This window comes from Actinoallomurus iriomotensis, assembly GCF_030269445.1.
Classification (GTDB): Bacteria; Actinomycetota; Actinomycetes; order Streptosporangiales; family Streptosporangiaceae; genus Actinoallomurus; species Actinoallomurus iriomotensis.
Map to the genome: position 1 here is coordinate 234,988 of NZ_BSTJ01000014.1, position 16,995 is coordinate 251,982.

General features: G+C 70.2%; 19 protein-coding genes. 5 read left to right on the forward strand and 14 right to left on the reverse strand.

What is annotated here, in order from left to right:
• Positions 1-17 precede the first annotated feature (17 nt).
• From QSK37_RS43115 to QSK37_RS43160, 10 genes are read right to left on the reverse strand one after another with little or no spacing between them, the layout of a single operon-like run.
• Positions 18-836: an HpcH/HpaI aldolase/citrate lyase family protein gene (locus QSK37_RS43115; protein ID WP_285633248.1), complete on the reverse strand. Its 819-nt coding sequence runs from the start codon at positions 834-836 to the stop codon at positions 18-20.
• Positions 836-2,023, reverse strand: coding sequence for a CaiB/BaiF CoA transferase family protein (locus QSK37_RS43120; protein ID WP_285633250.1), 1,188 nt, complete (start codon positions 2,021-2,023; stop codon positions 836-838). The genes QSK37_RS43115 and QSK37_RS43120 overlap by 1 nt, the downstream gene beginning before the upstream one ends.
• Positions 2,020-3,372, reverse strand: a complete 1,353-nt coding sequence (locus QSK37_RS43125) for an ADP-ribosylglycohydrolase family protein (protein ID WP_285633252.1) — start codon at positions 3,370-3,372, stop codon at positions 2,020-2,022. Before QSK37_RS43125 ends, QSK37_RS43120 begins: the two co-directional genes overlap by 4 nt.
• A complete protein-coding gene (locus tag QSK37_RS43130; RefSeq protein ID WP_285633254.1) occupies positions 3,369-4,505 on the reverse strand; it encodes an ADP-ribosylglycohydrolase family protein in 1,137 nt (378 codons plus the stop codon). Before QSK37_RS43130 ends, QSK37_RS43125 begins: the two co-directional genes overlap by 4 nt.
• Positions 4,502-5,518 carry an ADP-ribosylglycohydrolase family protein gene (locus QSK37_RS43135; RefSeq protein WP_285633256.1) on the reverse strand — a complete coding sequence of 339 codons (1,017 nt, stop codon included), beginning with the start codon at positions 5,516-5,518 and terminating at the stop codon, positions 4,502-4,504. The genes QSK37_RS43130 and QSK37_RS43135 overlap by 4 nt, the downstream gene beginning before the upstream one ends.
• A 17-nt stretch (positions 5,519-5,535) precedes the next feature.
• Complete coding sequence (locus tag QSK37_RS43140; protein WP_285633260.1) at positions 5,536-6,513, reverse strand: ADP-ribosylglycohydrolase family protein; 978 nt, start codon at positions 6,511-6,513, stop codon at positions 5,536-5,538.
• Positions 6,514-6,521: 8 nt separating this feature from the next.
• Positions 6,522-7,829 carry an ABC transporter substrate-binding protein gene (locus QSK37_RS43145; RefSeq protein ID WP_285633263.1) on the reverse strand — a complete coding sequence of 436 codons (1,308 nt, stop codon included), beginning with the start codon at positions 7,827-7,829 and terminating at the stop codon, positions 6,522-6,524.
• A 14-nt stretch (positions 7,830-7,843) separates the two neighbouring features.
• Positions 7,844-8,662 carry a carbohydrate ABC transporter permease gene (locus QSK37_RS43150; protein WP_285575119.1) on the reverse strand — a complete coding sequence of 273 codons (819 nt, stop codon included), beginning with the start codon at positions 8,660-8,662 and terminating at the stop codon, positions 7,844-7,846.
• Entirely contained in the window at positions 8,659-9,573 is a 915-nt protein-coding gene (locus tag QSK37_RS43155; RefSeq protein WP_285633266.1) for a carbohydrate ABC transporter permease, read from the reverse strand. Before QSK37_RS43155 ends, QSK37_RS43150 begins: the two co-directional genes overlap by 4 nt.
• Positions 9,570-10,574 carry a LacI family DNA-binding transcriptional regulator gene (locus tag QSK37_RS43160; protein WP_285633270.1) on the reverse strand — a complete coding sequence of 335 codons (1,005 nt, stop codon included), beginning with the start codon at positions 10,572-10,574 and terminating at the stop codon, positions 9,570-9,572. Before QSK37_RS43160 ends, QSK37_RS43155 begins: the two co-directional genes overlap by 4 nt.
• Positions 10,575-10,730: 156 nt before the next feature.
• Here QSK37_RS43160 and QSK37_RS43165 point away from each other — a divergent pair, with 156 nt between their 5' ends.
• The 3 genes from QSK37_RS43165 (at position 10,731) to QSK37_RS43175 (ending at position 13,432) form a co-directional block, all read left to right on the forward strand.
• Positions 10,731-11,438, forward strand: coding sequence for a hypothetical protein (locus QSK37_RS43165; RefSeq protein WP_285633273.1), 708 nt, complete (start codon positions 10,731-10,733; stop codon positions 11,436-11,438).
• 91 nt (positions 11,439-11,529) lie between these two features.
• Entirely contained in the window at positions 11,530-11,847 is a 318-nt protein-coding gene (locus tag QSK37_RS43170) for a hypothetical protein (RefSeq protein WP_285575106.1), read from the forward strand.
• 112 nt (positions 11,848-11,959) lie between these two features.
• Positions 11,960-13,432, forward strand: coding sequence for an acyl-CoA synthetase (locus QSK37_RS43175; RefSeq protein WP_285633276.1), 1,473 nt, complete (start codon positions 11,960-11,962; stop codon positions 13,430-13,432).
• 373 nt (positions 13,433-13,805) lie between these two features.
• Here the strand turns inward: QSK37_RS43175 and QSK37_RS43180 are convergent, their stop codons facing one another.
• From QSK37_RS43180 to QSK37_RS43190, 4 genes are all read right to left on the reverse strand, one after another.
• Positions 13,806-14,393 (reverse strand): PIN domain-containing protein, encoded by a 588-nt coding sequence (locus tag QSK37_RS43180; RefSeq protein WP_285633279.1) that lies wholly within the window; start codon positions 14,391-14,393, stop codon positions 13,806-13,808.
• 12 nt (positions 14,394-14,405) lie between these two features.
• Positions 14,406-14,939 carry an excisionase family DNA-binding protein gene (locus tag QSK37_RS43185; RefSeq protein ID WP_285633281.1) on the reverse strand — a complete coding sequence of 178 codons (534 nt, stop codon included), beginning with the start codon at positions 14,937-14,939 and terminating at the stop codon, positions 14,406-14,408.
• A gap of 294 nt (positions 14,940-15,233) precedes the next feature.
• A complete protein-coding gene (locus tag QSK37_RS51945; RefSeq protein ID WP_432705657.1) occupies positions 15,234-15,326 on the reverse strand; it encodes a DUF397 domain-containing protein in 93 nt (30 codons plus the stop codon).
• On the reverse strand, positions 15,326-16,132 hold the full coding sequence (locus QSK37_RS43190; RefSeq protein ID WP_285633284.1) for a helix-turn-helix domain-containing protein: 807 nt from the start codon (positions 16,130-16,132) through the stop codon (positions 15,326-15,328). The genes QSK37_RS51945 and QSK37_RS43190 overlap by 1 nt, the downstream gene beginning before the upstream one ends.
• Positions 16,133-16,237: 105 nt before the next feature.
• On the opposite strand from QSK37_RS43190, the gene QSK37_RS43195 reads away from it, so the two are divergent.
• Together QSK37_RS43195 and QSK37_RS43200 are read left to right on the forward strand one after the other, a co-directional pair.
• Positions 16,238-16,606, forward strand: a complete 369-nt coding sequence (locus QSK37_RS43195) for an ATP-binding protein (RefSeq protein WP_285633287.1) — start codon at positions 16,238-16,240, stop codon at positions 16,604-16,606.
• Positions 16,607-16,652: 46 nt separating this feature from the next.
• Positions 16,653-16,994 carry a MerR family DNA-binding transcriptional regulator gene (locus QSK37_RS43200; protein ID WP_285633290.1) on the forward strand — a complete coding sequence of 114 codons (342 nt, stop codon included), beginning with the start codon at positions 16,653-16,655 and terminating at the stop codon, positions 16,992-16,994.
• The last annotated feature ends 1 nt before the right edge of the window (position 16,995 follow it).

Consider the following 16,995-nt stretch of genomic DNA (forward strand, 5'->3'; position numbering starts at 1 on the left):
AGATCCGAACACTCCGCCTAATCACCCGAATTGACCTCCGCGAGAAGGCGTTCGGCCTGGCGGACCACGGCGAGGTCGACGAACGCGCCGTTCTCCAGGGCGACGGCTCCCGTGTCCGTGACCGTGGCGGACGCGAACGCCTCGACGACGCGGCGCGCCGCCTCGACCTCGGCCGGGTCCGGCCGGTACGCCTCGGCGATCACCGGTAGCTGCGCCGGATGGATCGCGGCCCGCCCCCGGAAACCCAGGGCCCGGCCCATCCGGCAGGAGGCCGCCAGGCCGTCCAGGTCCGCGACGTCGGGATACACCGACTGCACCGGAGCCGGCAGGCCCGCGGCGCGGGCCGCCACGACGACCCGTGACCTCGCCCAGGTCAGGCCCGCGTCGTCCGACACTCCCAGGTCGGCGCGCAGGTCGGCCTCGCCCAGGCCGATGCTCGCCACGCGCGGGTGGGCGCGGGCGACGTCGTAGGCCCGCTCGACCCCGAGTGCCGACTCCAGCAGCGGGTGCAGCGCGACCCCCGGCGCGAACGCCGCCGCCTCCCGTACCTGGTCCGCCGACTCGATCTTCGGCAGCCGTACGCCGTCGGTGCGCGACAGCAGCGGCGCCAGGGAGGCCAGGTCGGCGCGGCCGTACGGGGTGCGCAGGTCGTTGACGCGGACCTGGATCGGTCGCGGCGGATCCGCGAGCAGCCGCACGACCGCCGCCCGCGCGGACTCCTTGTGCGCGACCGCGACGGCGTCTTCCAGGTCGAGGATCACCACGTCCGCGCTGGAGGCGAGCGCCTTCTCGACCCTGCGGGCGTGGTCGGCCGGTACGTAGAGCAAAGTCGGCATCAGACGACCCCCCGCGAGCGCAGCCCGGCGATGTCGTCCGCGCTCAACCCGAGGGAGCCGAGGATCCGGTCGGTGTCCGCGCCGTGGGACCGGCCGCTCCACCGTACGGCGCCCGGCGTTCCCGACAGGCGGAACAGCACGTTCTGCATGCGCACGGCCCCCAGGTCGGGATCGTCCACGGTGGTGATCGCCTCCAGCGCCGCGAGCTGGGGGTCGGCCATGATGTCGGCGACGTCGTAGATCGGCGCGACGGCCGCCTCGGCCCGCTCGAAGGACTCCAGCACCTCGGCGCGGGTGCGCGCGCCGACCCACGCGGCGACGGCCGCGTCGAGCTCGTCGGCGTGCTCGGCACGGCCCGCCCCGGTGGCGAACCACGGTTCGTCCAGGTACTCGGGGTGTCCGACCAGCCGCATCACGCGCTCGGCGATGCTCTGCGCCGACGTCGAGACGGCCACCCACGAGCCGTCGGAGCATCGGTAGGTGTTGCGCGGCGCGTTGTTGACCGACCGGTTCCCGGTACGCGGCGGGACGACGCCGAGCTGGTCGTACGCGGTGGGCTGGCCGCCGAGCACGGTGAGGATCGGCTCGATGATGGACAGGTCCACCACCTGGCCCGTGCCGCTCGCGTCGCGGGCGCGCAGCGCGGTCATCACGGCGTACGCCGTGGCGAGCGCGGCGATGCCGTCGGCGAGGCCGAAGGGCGGCAGCGTCGGCGGGCCGTCCGGCTCGCCGGTCATCGCGGCGAACCCGCTCATCGCCTCGGCGAGCGTGCCGAACCCCGGACGCCGGGCGTACGGGCCGAACTGGCCGAAGCCGGTGACGCGCGCGAGCACCAGGCCGGGGTTGGCCTCGCTGAGCCGTTCGTAGGACAGGTTCCAGCGTTCGAGGGTGCCGGGCCGGAAGTTCTCGATGATCACATCCGCGTCGCGGGCCAGGCGCAGCAGCAGTTCCTGCCCCTCCGGCGCGGACAGGTCGAGGGTGATCGTCTGCTTGTTGCGGCCGAGCATCTTCCACCACAGCCCGATGCCGTCCTTGGCCGCGCCGTGCCCCCGCGACGGGTCCGGCCGGCGGGGGTGCTCGACCTTGACGACCTCGGCGCCGAAGTCGCCGAGGAACATCGCGGCCATCGGGCCGGCGAACAGCGTCGCGATGTCCAGGACGCGGACGCCCTCCAGCGGTTTCGTCACAGCGCCTCCGCCCCGAGGTTCGCGAGGGCGGTGGTGCGCTCGGCCAGCTCGCTGATCCGCACGCCGTCGAAGCCGGTGAGGCTGCTGGTCATCCGGTCGCGCAGCGGCGCGGTCCACGCCTCGGGCAGGCCCGGGGCGCCGCCGAGTGCCCCGGCGATCGAGCCGACGGTCGCGCCGTCGGAGTCGGTGTCCCAGCCGCCGGCCACCGCCGCCGCGATCGAACGGGTGAAGTCGCCGTCCCCATGGGCGAGGGCGGCCGCGACCAGAGCGGCGTTGTTGACCGAGTGCACCCAGTGCAGACCGGCGTGACGCTCGTGCAGCCCGTCGAGGAGCCGGTCGAGGTCGGGTTCGGCGCGGGCCGAGGCGACGGCCTCGTCGACCGCGCACGCCATCCGCGAGCCCTCCGGCAGCACCGCCCGGCCGGCCCGCAGCACCTCGTCCACCGAGTCGGCGACGAGGGCGGTCGCGCACATCGCCGCGGCGAACATCGCGCCGTAGACCCCGTTGGCCGTATGGCTGAGGCACGCGTCGCGGTGCGCCATGGCGGCCGCGGCCGCGGGATCGCCCGGGTTGACCCAGCCGTAGACGTCGGTGCGGATCTGCGCGCCGATCCACTCGCGGAACGGGTTGCGGTACGTCGCGGTCCGCGGCGGTTCGACGCCGAGCAGCAGGTTCCGGTAGGCGACGCGCTCGGCGGTGAACACCCGTCCGGCGGGCAGCTCGTCCAGCCATGCCTGGGCGACCTCGTCCGTGGTGAAGTGCGGCCCGTGCCGTTCGAGCAGCGCCAGGGCCAGCATCGGGAAGTTCAGGTCGTCGTCCTCGGGCGTGCCGTCGAGATTCTCGGCGAGGCTGTTCACCGCGCTGCGGCGGTTCCACGGCCACCGATCGGCGATCTCCCGGGGCAGGCCCTTCGCGGTGAACCAGCCGCGGATCGGCCAGTTCCCGGTGGCCTCGGCGATCTCCCGGATACCCTCGCGCGGGATCTTCTCCACCGGCTTGCCGAGGACGCAGCCGGCCGCGCGGCCCAGCCACGCGCCGTACACGCGGTCCTCCTTCACGGTGGCGGGCGCGGCGGCGGGCCAGTCCGGGCAGGCCGCGATGATCTCCGGCAGGGCGGTCGGCTCGTGCAGCGGCGAGGGAATCGTGTCGAGCTCGGCGAGCAGGTCATCGGCGAGCGCGCGCAGGTCCGGCTCGGCCGGCTCCGGAGAGGCGCCGGCGCGGGGCGGCGCGTCGTGCCCGCCCGCCGCGTGCCAGCGGTCGGCGATCGCGGAGACGTCCCGGCCGTCCTGCTCGGCCTGCCGCAGCTCGTGCCCGACGAGGTCCTCCGGCTGGATCCAGGTCAGCCTCATGCCAGCAGCCCCTCGAACGCACGCTCGTGCGTGCGCCTCCGCTCGACGTCGGCCGCGTGGACGCGCTCGGCCACCGCCGCGATCGCCCGGCCGGGCGCCTCCAGGTCCAGCCGGCTGGCGGTGGAGATGTCCCCGCGCCAGTCGGCGGGTACGGCGTCCGCCCCGCCCAGGGCGCCGGCGATGGCGCCTCCCATGCTGGCGATCGAGTCGGCGTCGCGGCCGTAGTTGACCGCGCCGAGCACGGTGTCGCGGAAGTCTCCCGCCCCGATCAGCAGGAACGCGAGGGCGAGCGGCAGCTCCTCGATGCTGTGCGTCCGGCTCGGCCGGCGCGCGCCCAGCCCCTGGTCGCGGTACGTGTCGGCGACCGTGTCGTACGGACGGACCGCCTCGCGCAGCCCAGCGAACGAGCCGTCCCAGTGCGTGAAGTCGCGCGCCCGCTCGCAGACGGCCTCGACCGCGGCGCGGGTGCCGTCCCTGGCCACCCGGATCGCCGTCGCGACCACGGAGTCGGGCGTCGCGCCGGGCCGCATCGCCTCGGCGACCGCCGCCGCGAACACGCCCGCCGCCTCACGGCCGTAGCTGGACTGGTGCGCGCCCGCCAGCTCGACGGCCTCGGCGTACGCGCCGTCGGGGTCGGCGGCGTTGACCACGCCGACCGGCGCCATGTACATCGCGGCGCCGCAGTTGACGATGTTGCCCACACCGGCCTCGCGCGGGTCGACGTGGCCGTAGTGCAGGCGCAGGACCAGCCACTTCTCGGCCAGGAACACCCGTTGCAGCGGCAGCGCCTCCGCCTCCAGCTCGGGGATCCAGCGCTTCTCGCCCATCATCTCGGGCACGAGGTACTCCGCCGCCGCGTACGCGTCCAGGTGGCCGCCGGCCCGCTCGTACACGCGGATCAGCGCGTGCGTCATGAGGGTGTCGTCGGTGACGTGCCCGTCGCCCTTGTGGTACGGCGCGATGGGCCGCGCGTTGCGCCAGTCGGCGAAGTACGGCGGGACGATGCCCGTCACCCAGCCGTCGTAGCGCTCGCGGATCTGCTCGGGCGTCCACCCCTCCGTGGCCCCGCCGAGCGCGTCGCCGACCGCGGCACCGGTGATGGCTCCGACGGCCTTGTCCTGTAGGAGCGTCATTGTTTCCCTTCCGTGCGTGCGCCGGATCGTTCGGCGACGCCGTCGGCGATGGCGATGAGGTCCGCGCCCGCCAGGTCCGGCAGGCAGCATCCGGCGAGCACTCTGGTACTGGCCCGCCAGGGTTCCGGCAGTGCCGAATAGCCGGTGAGCGCACCGGTCAGCGCGCCGGTCAGCGCGGGTGCGGAGTCGGCGAGCGAGGCGAGGCAGGCGGCGGCCGGCACGGCACGGGTCAGGTCGCCCGCCGACGCGTTGGTCAGCGCCAGCGCGACCGGTACGGTCTGCGCGGCGGCCACCCCGTAGCTGTAAACGTGGTCCTGCACCGCCGCGTCGAGCGCGGGGACCACGGCGAACGCGTCGCCCGGCGCGTCGAGCGCGTCCAGCGCCGCCTGCCGGATCGCGGTGCCGCAGGGCAGCGCGGCGAGCCCGGCGTCGACGGCGTCGACGGCGGACCCGCCCGCCACCGCGACGGCGACCGCCGAGGCCATCGCGGCGGCCCCGTGCACGCCGTCCCCGGCGTTGGTGACCTCCGCGTCGGCACGGGCCCGCCGGGCGGCCGCCTCCGGGTCGCCCGGCGACGCCGCGCCGAACGCCACCGCGCGTACCGCCGCGGCGTCGTCGAAGTAGTGCGGGTTGTCGTGACCGCTGGCGGGCGGGTCCAGCCCGCGCGCCAGGTTGTCCAGGGCCGTGCGGACCGAGATCCGGGCCCTTACGGTGTCGTCCAGCGCGGCGAACGCGGCCCGGCGGTCCTCCTCCAGCGTGCGGGCGGTCCAGGCGAGCCACTCCGCGTCGTCGGAGGGGCCGATGCCCAGCGCGGCGACCGGCTGGTTCAGCGCGAACGGCACGGGCAGCGCCGTGACACGGTGCTCCTCGGCGAACGCGTCGAGCTCCCGGCCGAGCCTGCGGGTCCACGGGGCCAGCAGCGCCCACCGGTGCCGGGCGGCGGGCCAGCCGGCCGCGTCGCCGATGGCGAGCCCGGCGAAGGCGCCGCGCACCCGATCATCCCCCGATGACATGTCCGTTCCTCCGCTCGTCAGCCGCTCATCCGTCGCCGCACCAGGGCGTCGGCGACCTCGCGTACGTCCCGGCCCGCGACCGTGGGCAGGCACGCGCCACGGGCCGGGCCGATGGCGCGCGCCCAGCGCGCCGGGATCCCGCCCTCGCCGCGGCCCGCGCCGGCGAGCGCGCCCGCGATCGCGGCGGTCGTGTCCGCGTCCCGGCCGAGGCTCACCGCGGTCACCGCGGACTCCTCGACGTCACCGCCGCCGGCCAGGTAGGCGGCGAAGGCGAGGGCGACCGCCTCCGGCGCGAGGTCCGTCCACGGGTAGTGGCGGGTGACCACGGCCGCATGGAGGCGGCGTGCCAGGTCGTCGCGGGATGCGGCGATCCGGATCGCGGCGCCGACACTGCGCGCCGTCCAGGAGTCTGCCGGTACGGCGGCCAGCCCCGCCGCCACGACGGCGTCCGGTTCCGCGCCGGTCATCGCGACGGCGACCGCCGCCGCGACCGCCCGGCCGCCGTGTACGCCCTCGCCGTTCTGGCTGACCGCGCCGTCGACCGCCGCGAGGCGCGCCGCCTCCGCCGGGTCGCCCGCGGCGAACACCCCGTACGGGGCGGAGCGCATCGCCAGGCCGTCGGACCAGCCGTGCCGGTGCCAGAGCCCGGTCAGCGGCGGCTCCAGCCCACGGCGGAGCGCCTCGACCGTGCCGAGCTCGGAGAAGCCCGCGCCCTTCATCGGCCCGCTGATCGGCAGGATCTGCTCCCGGTACGTACGGGCGACGTCCTCACTGGTGAGCGCCGAACCGTACGTCTCGAGCAGCAGACCCACGAAGATCGCGTACTCGGTGTCGTCGGTGCCCGCCGCGACGCCGTCCGGGCCGGGCTCCAGCTCGGTCAGCCGGCCCCACCGCCGGGTGATCTCCTCGGGGGTGAGGTTCTCGGCGGGGCGCCCGAGGGCGTCGCCGGCCGCCAGGCCGAGCAGACACCCCCGAGCGCGGTCCGCGATCGTCATCTGGCCGCTCAATGCTGGTATCTCGCCAGCACCTTGTCCCCGTCGCCGGTCAGCTTCTGCGCCAGCTGATCAATGCTGATCTTGTTGGCGAAGTAGGACTGGAGCGCCGGCGTGGCGACCTTGGTCTTGAACTCGTCGTAGCCGTCGACCTTCAGGTACGGGGCGAGGATGAGGCTCTTCGCCGAGGCGGTGGCGATGTCCCAGCCGTCCTTGGAGGTGTTCAGCGACGGGTCCTTGGCGGCGGTCTGGCTCGTCGGGATCAGCCAGTCGCCCTTGGCCAGCTCCACCTGGTGCTGCCCGTTGAGGAACCAGCTGATGAACTTCACCGCCTCCTTCGGGTGCTTGCTGTCGGCGGCGACGGACAGCGTCTGGGCGATCTCCCCCTGCTGCGTCGTCTGGCCCTTCAGCGGCGGGATGGTGACCCACTCGAAGTTCTTCGGCGCCTGCTCGATGACCTGCTGGCGCATGTAGATGCTCGCCGGGAGCATGGCGTACTTGCCGGCGTAGAAGCCGGGCAGCGGGTCGGCGGTGCCCATGCCCAGCGCCGAGGGGTCGGCGCTCTTGTCCTTGTAGAGCTGGTCGTGGATCCGCTGGAGCACCTCACGCTCCTGCGGGCCGACCTTGACCGTCGTCTTGCCGCCCGAGGTCTGGAAGAACGTGCCGCCGTAGTTCAGCGACAAGTTGAGCACGCGGTTCACCGGGGACTTCAGCGCCCAGGCCACGCCGAAGCGCTTGCCGCTCGTGAGCTTCTTGGAGATCTGCTGGAACTGGTCCCAGGTCCACGGCGCGTCGACGGTCGGCACCTTCACACCGGCGTCGTCGAGCAGCTTCTTGTTGGCCAGGATGACCTGCGACTCCTGGAGGAACGGCACGCCGTAGATCCCCTGGTCACCGCCGCCCTGGCCGGCGAACGTCGCGGTGCCCCAGGCCGCCTGCGGGATGTCGCTCTTCAGGCCGGCCGGGAGCAGCTTGGTCAGGTCGGTGAGGTACCCCTGGCTCGCGAACCCGGCCAGCGCCGAGGAGTCGTCGTGGATGACGTCCGGCGGGTCGCCGCCCTCGAAGGAGGTGACGAGCTGGTCGTTCACGTTGTCCCAGCTGCCCTGGACGTACTGCACCTGGATCTTGGGGTTCTCCTTGTTCCACTCGGCGACGAGGCGTTTGTTCGCCGCGAGTGAGTCCTTCTGCCAGGCAAGGCTGAGGAACTTCAGCTTGACCGGCTTGCCGGAATCGCTGCTGCCACCGCCGGAACAGCCGGCGGCCAGCCCGATCACGGCGGCCGCGGCCACCGCGGCCACGGAACGAAGACGACGACGCATGGGCAACCTCCTGATTAACCCTTAACGGCACCGGCGGTGAGGCCCGAGCGGAGCCGACGTTGGATGACGGCGAAGAAGATGAGACTGGGGATGGTCGCCAGCACGGACGCCGCCGCGAGCGGTCCCAGCCGGGCGGCCTGTTCGGCGCCGGTGAACTTCACGAGCGTGAGCGGCAGCGTCGCCTTGTCCGGGTCCTTGAGGATCACGAGCGCGAAGAAGAACTCGTTCCACGAGGAGATGAAGGCGAACAGCAGGGTGGCGATCACCCCCGGGGTCAGCAGTGGGGCGATGACCCGGACGAGCGTGCGCAGCCGCCCGGCGCCGTCGACGGCCGCCGCCTCCTCCAGCTCACGCGGAACGCCGCGGACGTACCCCTGGAGCATCCACAGCGCGAACGGCAGCGTGAACGTCACGTGCACGAGGATCAGCCCCGGCAGGGTGTTCACCAGGTCCAGCCGCCGCAGGATCATGAACAGCGGGATGATGATCAGCATCACCGGGAACACCTGGCTGACCAGCACCCACCCGATCGCCACCCGGTTGAGCAGCGACCGGTGCCGGGCCAGCGCGTACGCCGCGGGCAGCGCGAGCACCACCGTGATGACCGCCACCGAGAGCGCGACGACCAGGCTGCGCAGCGCGCTCCCGGTGAGGTCCTGGGTGGAGAACGCGTCGGTGAAGTTGCTCAGGGTCGGGTGGTGCGGGATCCAGCGCGGATGCAGGGTCGCCATCTCGCGCTGCGTCTTGAACGACGTCGACAGCAGCCACAGCAGCGGGAACCCGAGAAAGACCAGGTAAGCGAGCAGCGCGACATATTTGAGCGGCTTGCTCATGCGTTCTCCCTCATCTGGCGCCAGAGGTAGAGGCCGAGCACGACGAGCACGACGATGGTGATCGCGACGCCGAGCGCCGCCGCGTACCCGAAGAACCCGTAGCGGAACGCCTCCTCATACGCGAAGAGCATCGGCAGCCGCGTACGGCCGCCCGGTCCGCCCTGTGTCAGCGCGTAGACCATCGCGAACTGGTTGATGTTCCAGACGAAGTCGAGCGAGGTGATCGCGATGATCACCGGGCGGAGCTGCGGCAGCGTGATGCTCCAGAAGCGCCGCCACACTCCCGCGCCGTCCACGGCGGCGGCCTCGTGCAGTTCCGACGCCACGCCCTGCAGCCCGGCCAGCAGGACCACGGTGGTCTGCGGCATCCCGGTCCACACGCCGACGACGATGATCGCCGGCAGGGCGGTGCCGAAGTTGTTCAGCCAGTCGACGTTGTGGCCTATGACGTGCGCGTCGCGCAGCGTCGCGTTGAGGATGCCGGCGTTCGGGTGGTAGACGAGCCGCCACATCAGGCCGATCACGATCGGCGGCATCGCCCAGGGCGCCATCGCGAGCGCCCGGGCGAGCCCGCGGAGCCGCAGGTCGGAGTTGAGCAGCAGGGCGAGTCCGAGCGCGGCGGCGAACTGCAGCACCGTGACGCTGACCGCCCAGATCAGCCCGATCTTGAAGGAGGACCAGAAGTCCCCGTCGGTCAGCACCTCGCCGAAGTTCTTCAGTCCCACGAAGGAGACGACCGCGTTGCGGCCGCCGCGCGCGTCCGTGAAGGACAGGTAGATCCCGTACAGCAGCGGCCCCACGCTGAAGATCAGCACCGGGATGAGCGCCGGGAGCAGGAGGAACGAGACGCCGCGGTCGGCGCCGCGGCCACGCGCGGCCCTGCCGCGGACGGCGGCCTGGACGGCTGTCATGAGGTGCCCTTCGTCGATCCGCGAACGACCAGACGGGGTTCGACCGTGACGACGCGGGGCTCGGCGTCGCCGTCGGCGAGACGGTCGAGCATCAGCTCGGCCGCGCGGCGGCCGCGTTCGGCCGACCCGAGCGCGACGCTGGTGAGCGTGGGCCAGGCCACCGGCGCCAGGTCGGTGTCGTCGGTGCCGACCACGGCGACGTCCTCGGGCACTCTCAGCCCCTCCGCGCGCAGCACGTCCAGCGCGCCGAGCGCGATCAGGTCGTTGGCGCACATGAGGGCGTCCGGGCGGGTCCGCGCGAGAAGTCTTCGGGTGGCGGCGGCGCCGTCCGCGCGGTAGAAGTCGCCGATCTCGATGAGCGCCGGATCGTGCGGCAGGCCCAGCTCGGTCAGCGCGTCGGCGTACGCGCGGGCGCGCGCGGCGCCCGGCACGGTGTCGAGAGGGCCGTTGACGAAGCCGATGCGCCGCCGCCCCAGCGCGTACAGGTGGTCGAGGGCGAGACGCAGCCCGGTGCGCGAGTCGGCCCGTACGTTGTCGACGGGCGTTCCGTCGGGCACCGAGCCGATGACCACTACCGGGGCTCGCGCCTCGGCGAACGCCTCAAGGTGCCGCTCGGTGAGGCGGATCGGGCTGATGATGAGGCCGTCCGCGTACCGCTCGCCGAGCCGGCGCAGCACGTCGAGCTCGTCGTCGATGTCGGCGTCGGTGGAGTGCAGGATGAGGCGGAAGCCCGCGTCCTTCAGCACCGGCTGCATCGCCCGGACCATCGCCACGTACGTCGGGTTGCCGATGTCCGCCATGGCGAACGCGACCTGGTTCGTCCGGCTCGACTTCAGCGACCGCGCCACGGAGTTGGGGACGTAGCCGAGCTCCTCGGCGGCGACCCGTACGGCGCGGACCGTCGCCTCGCTGGTGGGCAGCCCGTTCAGGACACGCGACACCGAGGCGATCGAGACGCCGGCACGCTCGGCGATGGTCGTGATCGTCGGTCCCTGACGCATGACCACCTCCAGTCGGGGTTCTCCGTAAACGTTTACGGCTACGCCGTCCGGGTGGTCGTAAACGTTTACAGATGGGGGGCGAGGCGCGAGCTGAGCGACGCCTCTGGGAGTGAGGAGTATGAAACCGTCCAGAAACCTCCACGTCAAGGGGGGTATGTGAATAAGCTCTCTGCCGAGCCCGTCGACGGACAGGGGGACGCCATGACCGAGGGCCGGATCTGGTTCCCCGGCAACCCGTGGCCGGACGGCCACCGCGTCGCCGAGTTCCAGTGGAAGGGCCGGCTGTCGCCGGAGGACGGCGCCGGTTTCGGCTTCTCCCTGAAGAGCGCGCCGTACGACGAGGACGACCGGGCCGAACTCGACGGCGAGGAGGACCATCCGTTCGGCGGCGGCAGGGCGACCTGGCGAAACTACGGCTGGACCACCATCGATGCCATGCAGGGCTTCGTGGCCGGCACGCCGGACGAGCCGCTCGACTTCGGCCGGCTCTCCGAACGGGAGTTCCACGTCGACCCGCTCGACCAGGTGGCCGAATACGAGGACCACGACGACTACGCGTTCCACGTCTACCTGCTCGGCCACGACTCCGTGGCCGACCACCGGATCCGCTTCCCGGTACGGCAGGCACCGTTCCGCTTCGACATCGCGTGGAACGGGCGCGTCGCCCTCACCTACATCGGTGAAACCGAATTCGAGTACGAGTTCCGCGCGCGGGTCTCCGCGGCCGACTTCACCGGCTTCGAGCTGCCCCGCGACCTGAACGACGACGACGCTCAGGCCCTGCTGGCCCGCTGCGTACGCGACGCCGACGCGTTCCGCCTGGACGACCGGGGCTCCGTTCGCCGCTTCGTCCCCGCGACCTGAACCGTTCCCGCGCATGCCTCGTATGCGGAAGTGAACTGCCTGAAAAGGCGGTTCTTCCGACACCGAAGGGAACCTCATTATGGGTGCTCGTATGAAGGCCATGCTGGGTCTGACCGCGGCGGGTATTTTCGCATCGGTATTGGTCCCGTCGGCGGCGCACGCGGACGGCGTGAACTTCCGGTTCTGCAACGTCAGCGGCAACATCGACCCGCACGATGAATACGTGGCGTTTCCATACCGCGGATGGTTCGCTTCGTACGTCGAGGCGCCGGGCGGTTGCTGGAGCGCCAATCTGAGCGGCGTGGCCAACGACGAGGCGGTGGGCTACCGGAACGTCAACGGACAATGGCTGGCCGTCGCCACCAAGTATTTCAGTGACTCGTCGGGCTCCGTCGAATTCGACTTCTGACCCTCCAGTCGACCAAGGCCTGGTTCGCCATCGCGCGAACCAGGCCGAACGTTGACTCTCGCCACAGATCAACCTAATTTCCTCCTGACGCCCCCCCGGCAAGGAGGTCCGGATGCGCGACCAGGGACTGGGCTCGTGGCCGGTACGGCGAGCGCGCAAGACCCCGGACGACATCGCCCTCGTCCACGAGGACCGGTCGGTGACGTACGCGCGGTTACGCGACCGGGTGGTACGGCTCGCGCACGCACTGCGCCGCGCCGGGGTCGGGCCCGGCGACCGGGTCGCCTACCTGGGCTTCAACCATCCGTCGTTCCTGGAGACGCTGTTCGCCACGGGGATGCTCGGCGGGGTGTTCGTCCCCCTCAACGCCCGGCTGACCGGGCCGGAGATCGCCTACCAGCTCACCGACTCGGGCGCCTCGGTGCTGATCCATGCACAGCCTGTGGACGACCTTCCGGTGACCACGATCGCGCGGGAGGAACTCGATCGGCTGCCGGAGGCGGATGAGCCGATCGACTCACCGGTCGCGCTCGACGATCCCTGCATGATCATGTACACGTCCGGCACCACCGGACGGCCCAAGGGCGCGGTCCTCACCCACGGCAACATCACCTGGAACGCCGTCAACGTCCTGATCGACCACGACCTGATCGCCCGCGAGGTCGCCCTGGTGTCCGCGCCGCTGTTCCACACGGCGGGGCTCAACATGCTGACGCTGCCGGTGCTGCTCAAGGGCGGCACCTGCGTGCTGACCGCCGGGTTCGACCCGGACGCCACCTTCGACCTGATCGAACGGCACCGGGTCACCTTCATGTTCGGCGTACCGGCGATGTTCCAGGCGGTGGCCCGCTCACCGCGCTGGACGGAGGCGGACCTGTCGTCGCTGCGGCTGCTGACCTGCGGCGGAGCGCCCGTGCCGCCGTCGCTCATCGCGACGTACCAGGAGCGCGGGCTGACCTTCCTCCAGGGGTACGGCATGACCGAGGCGGCGCCCGGCACCCTGTTCCTCGACGCGGCGCACGCGGTGACCAAAGCCGGCTCGGCGGGCGTGCCGCACTTCTTCACCGACGTGAAGGTGGTCGCCCCCGGCGGCCTGGACGAGGTGCCACCCGGCGAGACCGGCGAGGTCGTCGTCGACGGCCCGCACGTCATGTCCGGCTACTGGGGACTGCCGGATGAGACGGCGCGGGCGTTCACGGACGGCTGGTTCCGTACGGGCGACGCCGCACGCCTGGACGCCGACGGCTACGCCTACATCGTCGACCGCATCAAGGACGTGATCATCTCCGGCGGCGAGAACGTGTATCCCGCCGAGGTGGAGAACGCCCTGCTCGCCGACCCGGACGTGGTGGAGTGCGCGGTCATCGGCGTGCCGGACGAACGCTGGGGCGAGACGGGCCGCGCCATCGTCGTCCCCCGCGAGGGCTCGAACCTGACCGCCGAACGCCTGCTCGGCTCACTCGCGGAACGGCTCGCCCGGTACAAACTCCCGACCTCGGTCGTCTTCACCGACGAGATCCCCCGCAACGGCACCGGCAAGATCCTCAAAGCGCGGTTGCGCGCTATGCACGGCGGTGCTCAATAACGGTCTTCCGAGTATTTGGGGCACTGAAAAGTCCATCCTCGGTCAACCGGGCCGCGCCCTCTTGGTAGTGACAGACGCCGTTTGATTTGGCCGACTCTGGTCGGCCAGGCGCTCCCAACCGTCCAAGGTATGGCAGCCGCGAAGAAGCGGGCCGACGAAGAACGTCCGGCCGACGCGTCGATCGGCGAGCAAGACGATAAGCCCAATCCAGGCCACGACCCTTAGGCGCTTCGCATCAGCGTTGTCGCCTGGTCGTCTGCACCGACGAAATCCCCCGCAACCCGACCGGCAAGATCCTCAAGGCGAGGTTGCGCGCGTTGCACTGCGGCCCACTGGCGTCGCGCCAGCCTTCATGGTCGATCGCCGCTCGTCGTCAGTCAGCGCATAGAGCCTGTCGTATGAGGTAGACCGCGTAGGTCATCTCGTAGCGTTCGACGAGCGCGTCCAGCACGTCATCTGCGGTGACTCGCGGCCCGACCCGCCCAGAGCGCTCGGCGATGGCCACGACCGCATCGAATGCTCGAACAGGTTCCAGTTCGACCGTGCTCGCGGCGAAATCGGCCGGCAAGATCACGCCGATTCCGTCCGGAACCTTGCTGCGTGGAAAATCCTTGACGTTGTGTGTGACGATCGCTCCAGCGCCGGCGACGACTGCTGCGGCGAGCACGTGTTCGTCGTCCACGTCGGGAAGGCCGTATGTTCCTTCCAGGCTCTCCCAGCCGTGCACCTCGGCGTCATTGAAAGCCGAACGCATTCGATCAATCAGGAACCGGGCACGTACTGCAGCCTTGTCCTTCTGCTCGCCCCGCCGGACTAATTTTTTGGCTTCGTGATGCTCCAGTTCTTCAAGGATGGCCGCGCTCCAGACAGGCCGGTACATCCCCTCGACCGCTAAGGAAAGCAAGAAGTCACGCTGCAGACTGGGCCACAGAACACAGGTATCCAGAAGCGCGGAGAACATCTCCTAATTCTGTCAGGATGTGCGGCCTCTGCGGCGGCGTTTCGCGACGGCGTGCCGGACTTCGCGTAGCTGCTCCAGCACCGTGTCGAGGTCTTCTTCGTCGTCCATGTCGACAGCGGTGGCCTCTAGCGCGGCGTACTGAGCGGCACGTCGCTGCTCCCGATAGGTAAGCAGGTCGCGGAGAAGGACACGACGGTGACTTCCCGCCCGTTCGAAGGGGATCTTGCCCTCGTCGAGCAGCTTGACCAACGTCGGACGGCTCACCCCCAAGAGGTCTGCGGCCTGCTGCGTCGTCAGCGTCTGAGTCAAGGGTGCGACGGTGACGGCCAGCCCCTCTCGCAGGGCCTCTACCACGTGGCGAAGAGCACGATAGATCTCAGCCGGGAGCTCTATGCGATCACCTGGGGCGGAACCCGCCAGGAAGTAGCGCGGCGCGGGTCGGCCTCGGCCGGCCTCTTCATGCGCCTTGAGGAAGTCATAGATCTGAGCGACTTGGCCGCGTGCATCCGGTAGGTAGGTCTCTTGCCGCATGGTCACTGCGTTCATGGCGCCTCCTCGCAAGAACCGTACCTCGTTACGTTTCTTTCGTCTATCTTGCCCACAGCTGCTTTCGGTGACACCTCCACGCCGATCCCAGTGAAGCGATCACGATCCAGCGCGCCGGACGAGACAGCATTTCAACGAGGCCACAGCAGCCCGGATCGCCACGGATCGTCCGGTCTTGGCGTAGCGTCTCGCCCCCGCGCCGCGTCTGCACCTGGGAGCCCCAACGGCTCGCACCAGGCTCCGGCCACCCAGAGCAGGTGGTTGCTCGGACGGCGGCCAGCCCTTCTCGTCAGGTCAGCCGGGACTAACCTTCTTGACCTCTACGCAGTTCGTGTTGGCGTCGCCACCGCTTCTGCTGCTCTTCTTCCAGCCGTCCGGTGTCTCCATCAGAGAGCCTCCAAGGCCCGTTGGACCAGTTCTCGGGACGATGGCTCGGGAAGCGCCAGCTGCCCTATTCGGTCGAACCGGATGCCGTATTCACGCACCTCGGTGACAGACGGCACGAGCCTTCCTCCTCCTGTCGCCTCAGTGTAGGCGATATCTCCCGAATCGCCAGATATGACCAAGAAGCTTCCGCTGAAACCTCCGTGGGCTCCCGCGGCGCGAGGGACGATCCGTAGCCCTATGTTCGGCTTTTCCATCTCCTCCAGCAGGCGGGAAAGCTGCTTACGCATCAGCTCCGCGCCACCCACCGGCCAGTCGAGTACGTTCTCGGTGAGCAGGAGCCACAACATCGGCGGCGAGTCTCGCTTAAGGATCTCCTGACGCCGCATTCGCTCTTCGACCAGGCCGTTCACATCGGCGGCTCCAGTGGCCGTGAACAACTCGGCGGCATACTCGGGGAGCTGGAGCAGACCTGGGATCGCCAGAGCCTCATACGACTTGATCACCTTGGCCGCGACCTCATGTTCGAGGTACTGGCCGAACCACTTCGAGTTGGACTTCAGCTTGGCGTAGCGGAGCATCCTGCCGAAGTGGTGATTCAGATCCCACAGCTTGTCCAGGATCTTTGCGTCTTTGTCCTGAATCCGCCGTCGCCCGTTGAGGATGTTGTAGACGCTGGAAGGGTCCCGGTTCAGGATCCGCGCTAACTCGGCACCCGACAGACCAGACTTTTTGACGTGATGCCGCAGGTCATCAGTGATCCAGTCCCACATGCTCGTGTCGGGATTGAGCCTGGATTCCGAACTCATCTGTCCTCCTAGCCCTTCCAATCATTCCAGGAAGGTATCGCCGACCGCCCGGACCACTCAGACTTCACCACGACTCGTAATACGACGAAGCGAGGTGAAGCCTTGATGGCCATACTTCATCGGAATAAAGAGACTACCAATCTCGCGCGGATATGGACCAGGCATTTCCTGTCGACCCACCACCGGGAAGATCTGGTCGAAATTGGAGAAATCTGCATTTCCGAGCTGGTCGGCAACGCCATCAGGCACACGGCGAGCCCGCTGGTCGCCGTGACCATGCATCCGAATGACGGCAGCCCGCTGTTCGAGGTATGGGACGACTCACCGAAGCTCCCGGAATTCCCGAAGGTCGTTTCCTTCGACGATTTGGAGGCGGAGTCGGGCCGAGGACTGTGCCTCGTCAAGCATCTGTCCCGAGACTGCGGAACCGGCCCCGCCGCCGAGGACGGAAAGATCGTCTGGTTTCGCCTCTAGACGTCACGGAAAAAGAACCTCCCCTCCTGCTGGATTGGCCTCCCCCATGTCTGCTGATTTCGATGATCTGCTCAAGCCGCGCGAGGCGGCGGCGCTGCTGGGCGTACGGACCACCACGCTCGCCCGGTGGGCGCGGGACGGGCTGCTCAAACCCGCCGTTCACACCCCCGGCGGCCATCGCCGCTACCGGCGCGGTGAGGTGCTGGCCGTACGGACCGCCGGCACCGTGAAACGGCCGTTCGAGGAGGACGCGACCCGGCTCTACGAACAGGGCTGGCCGATCCGCCGGGTCGCGGCCGAGTTCGGCGTCAGCTACGGCATGATGCGCCGGATCCTGGCGAAACAGACGGTGCTACGGAACCGTGCCGGCCGAATGGAGGAGGCGTGAT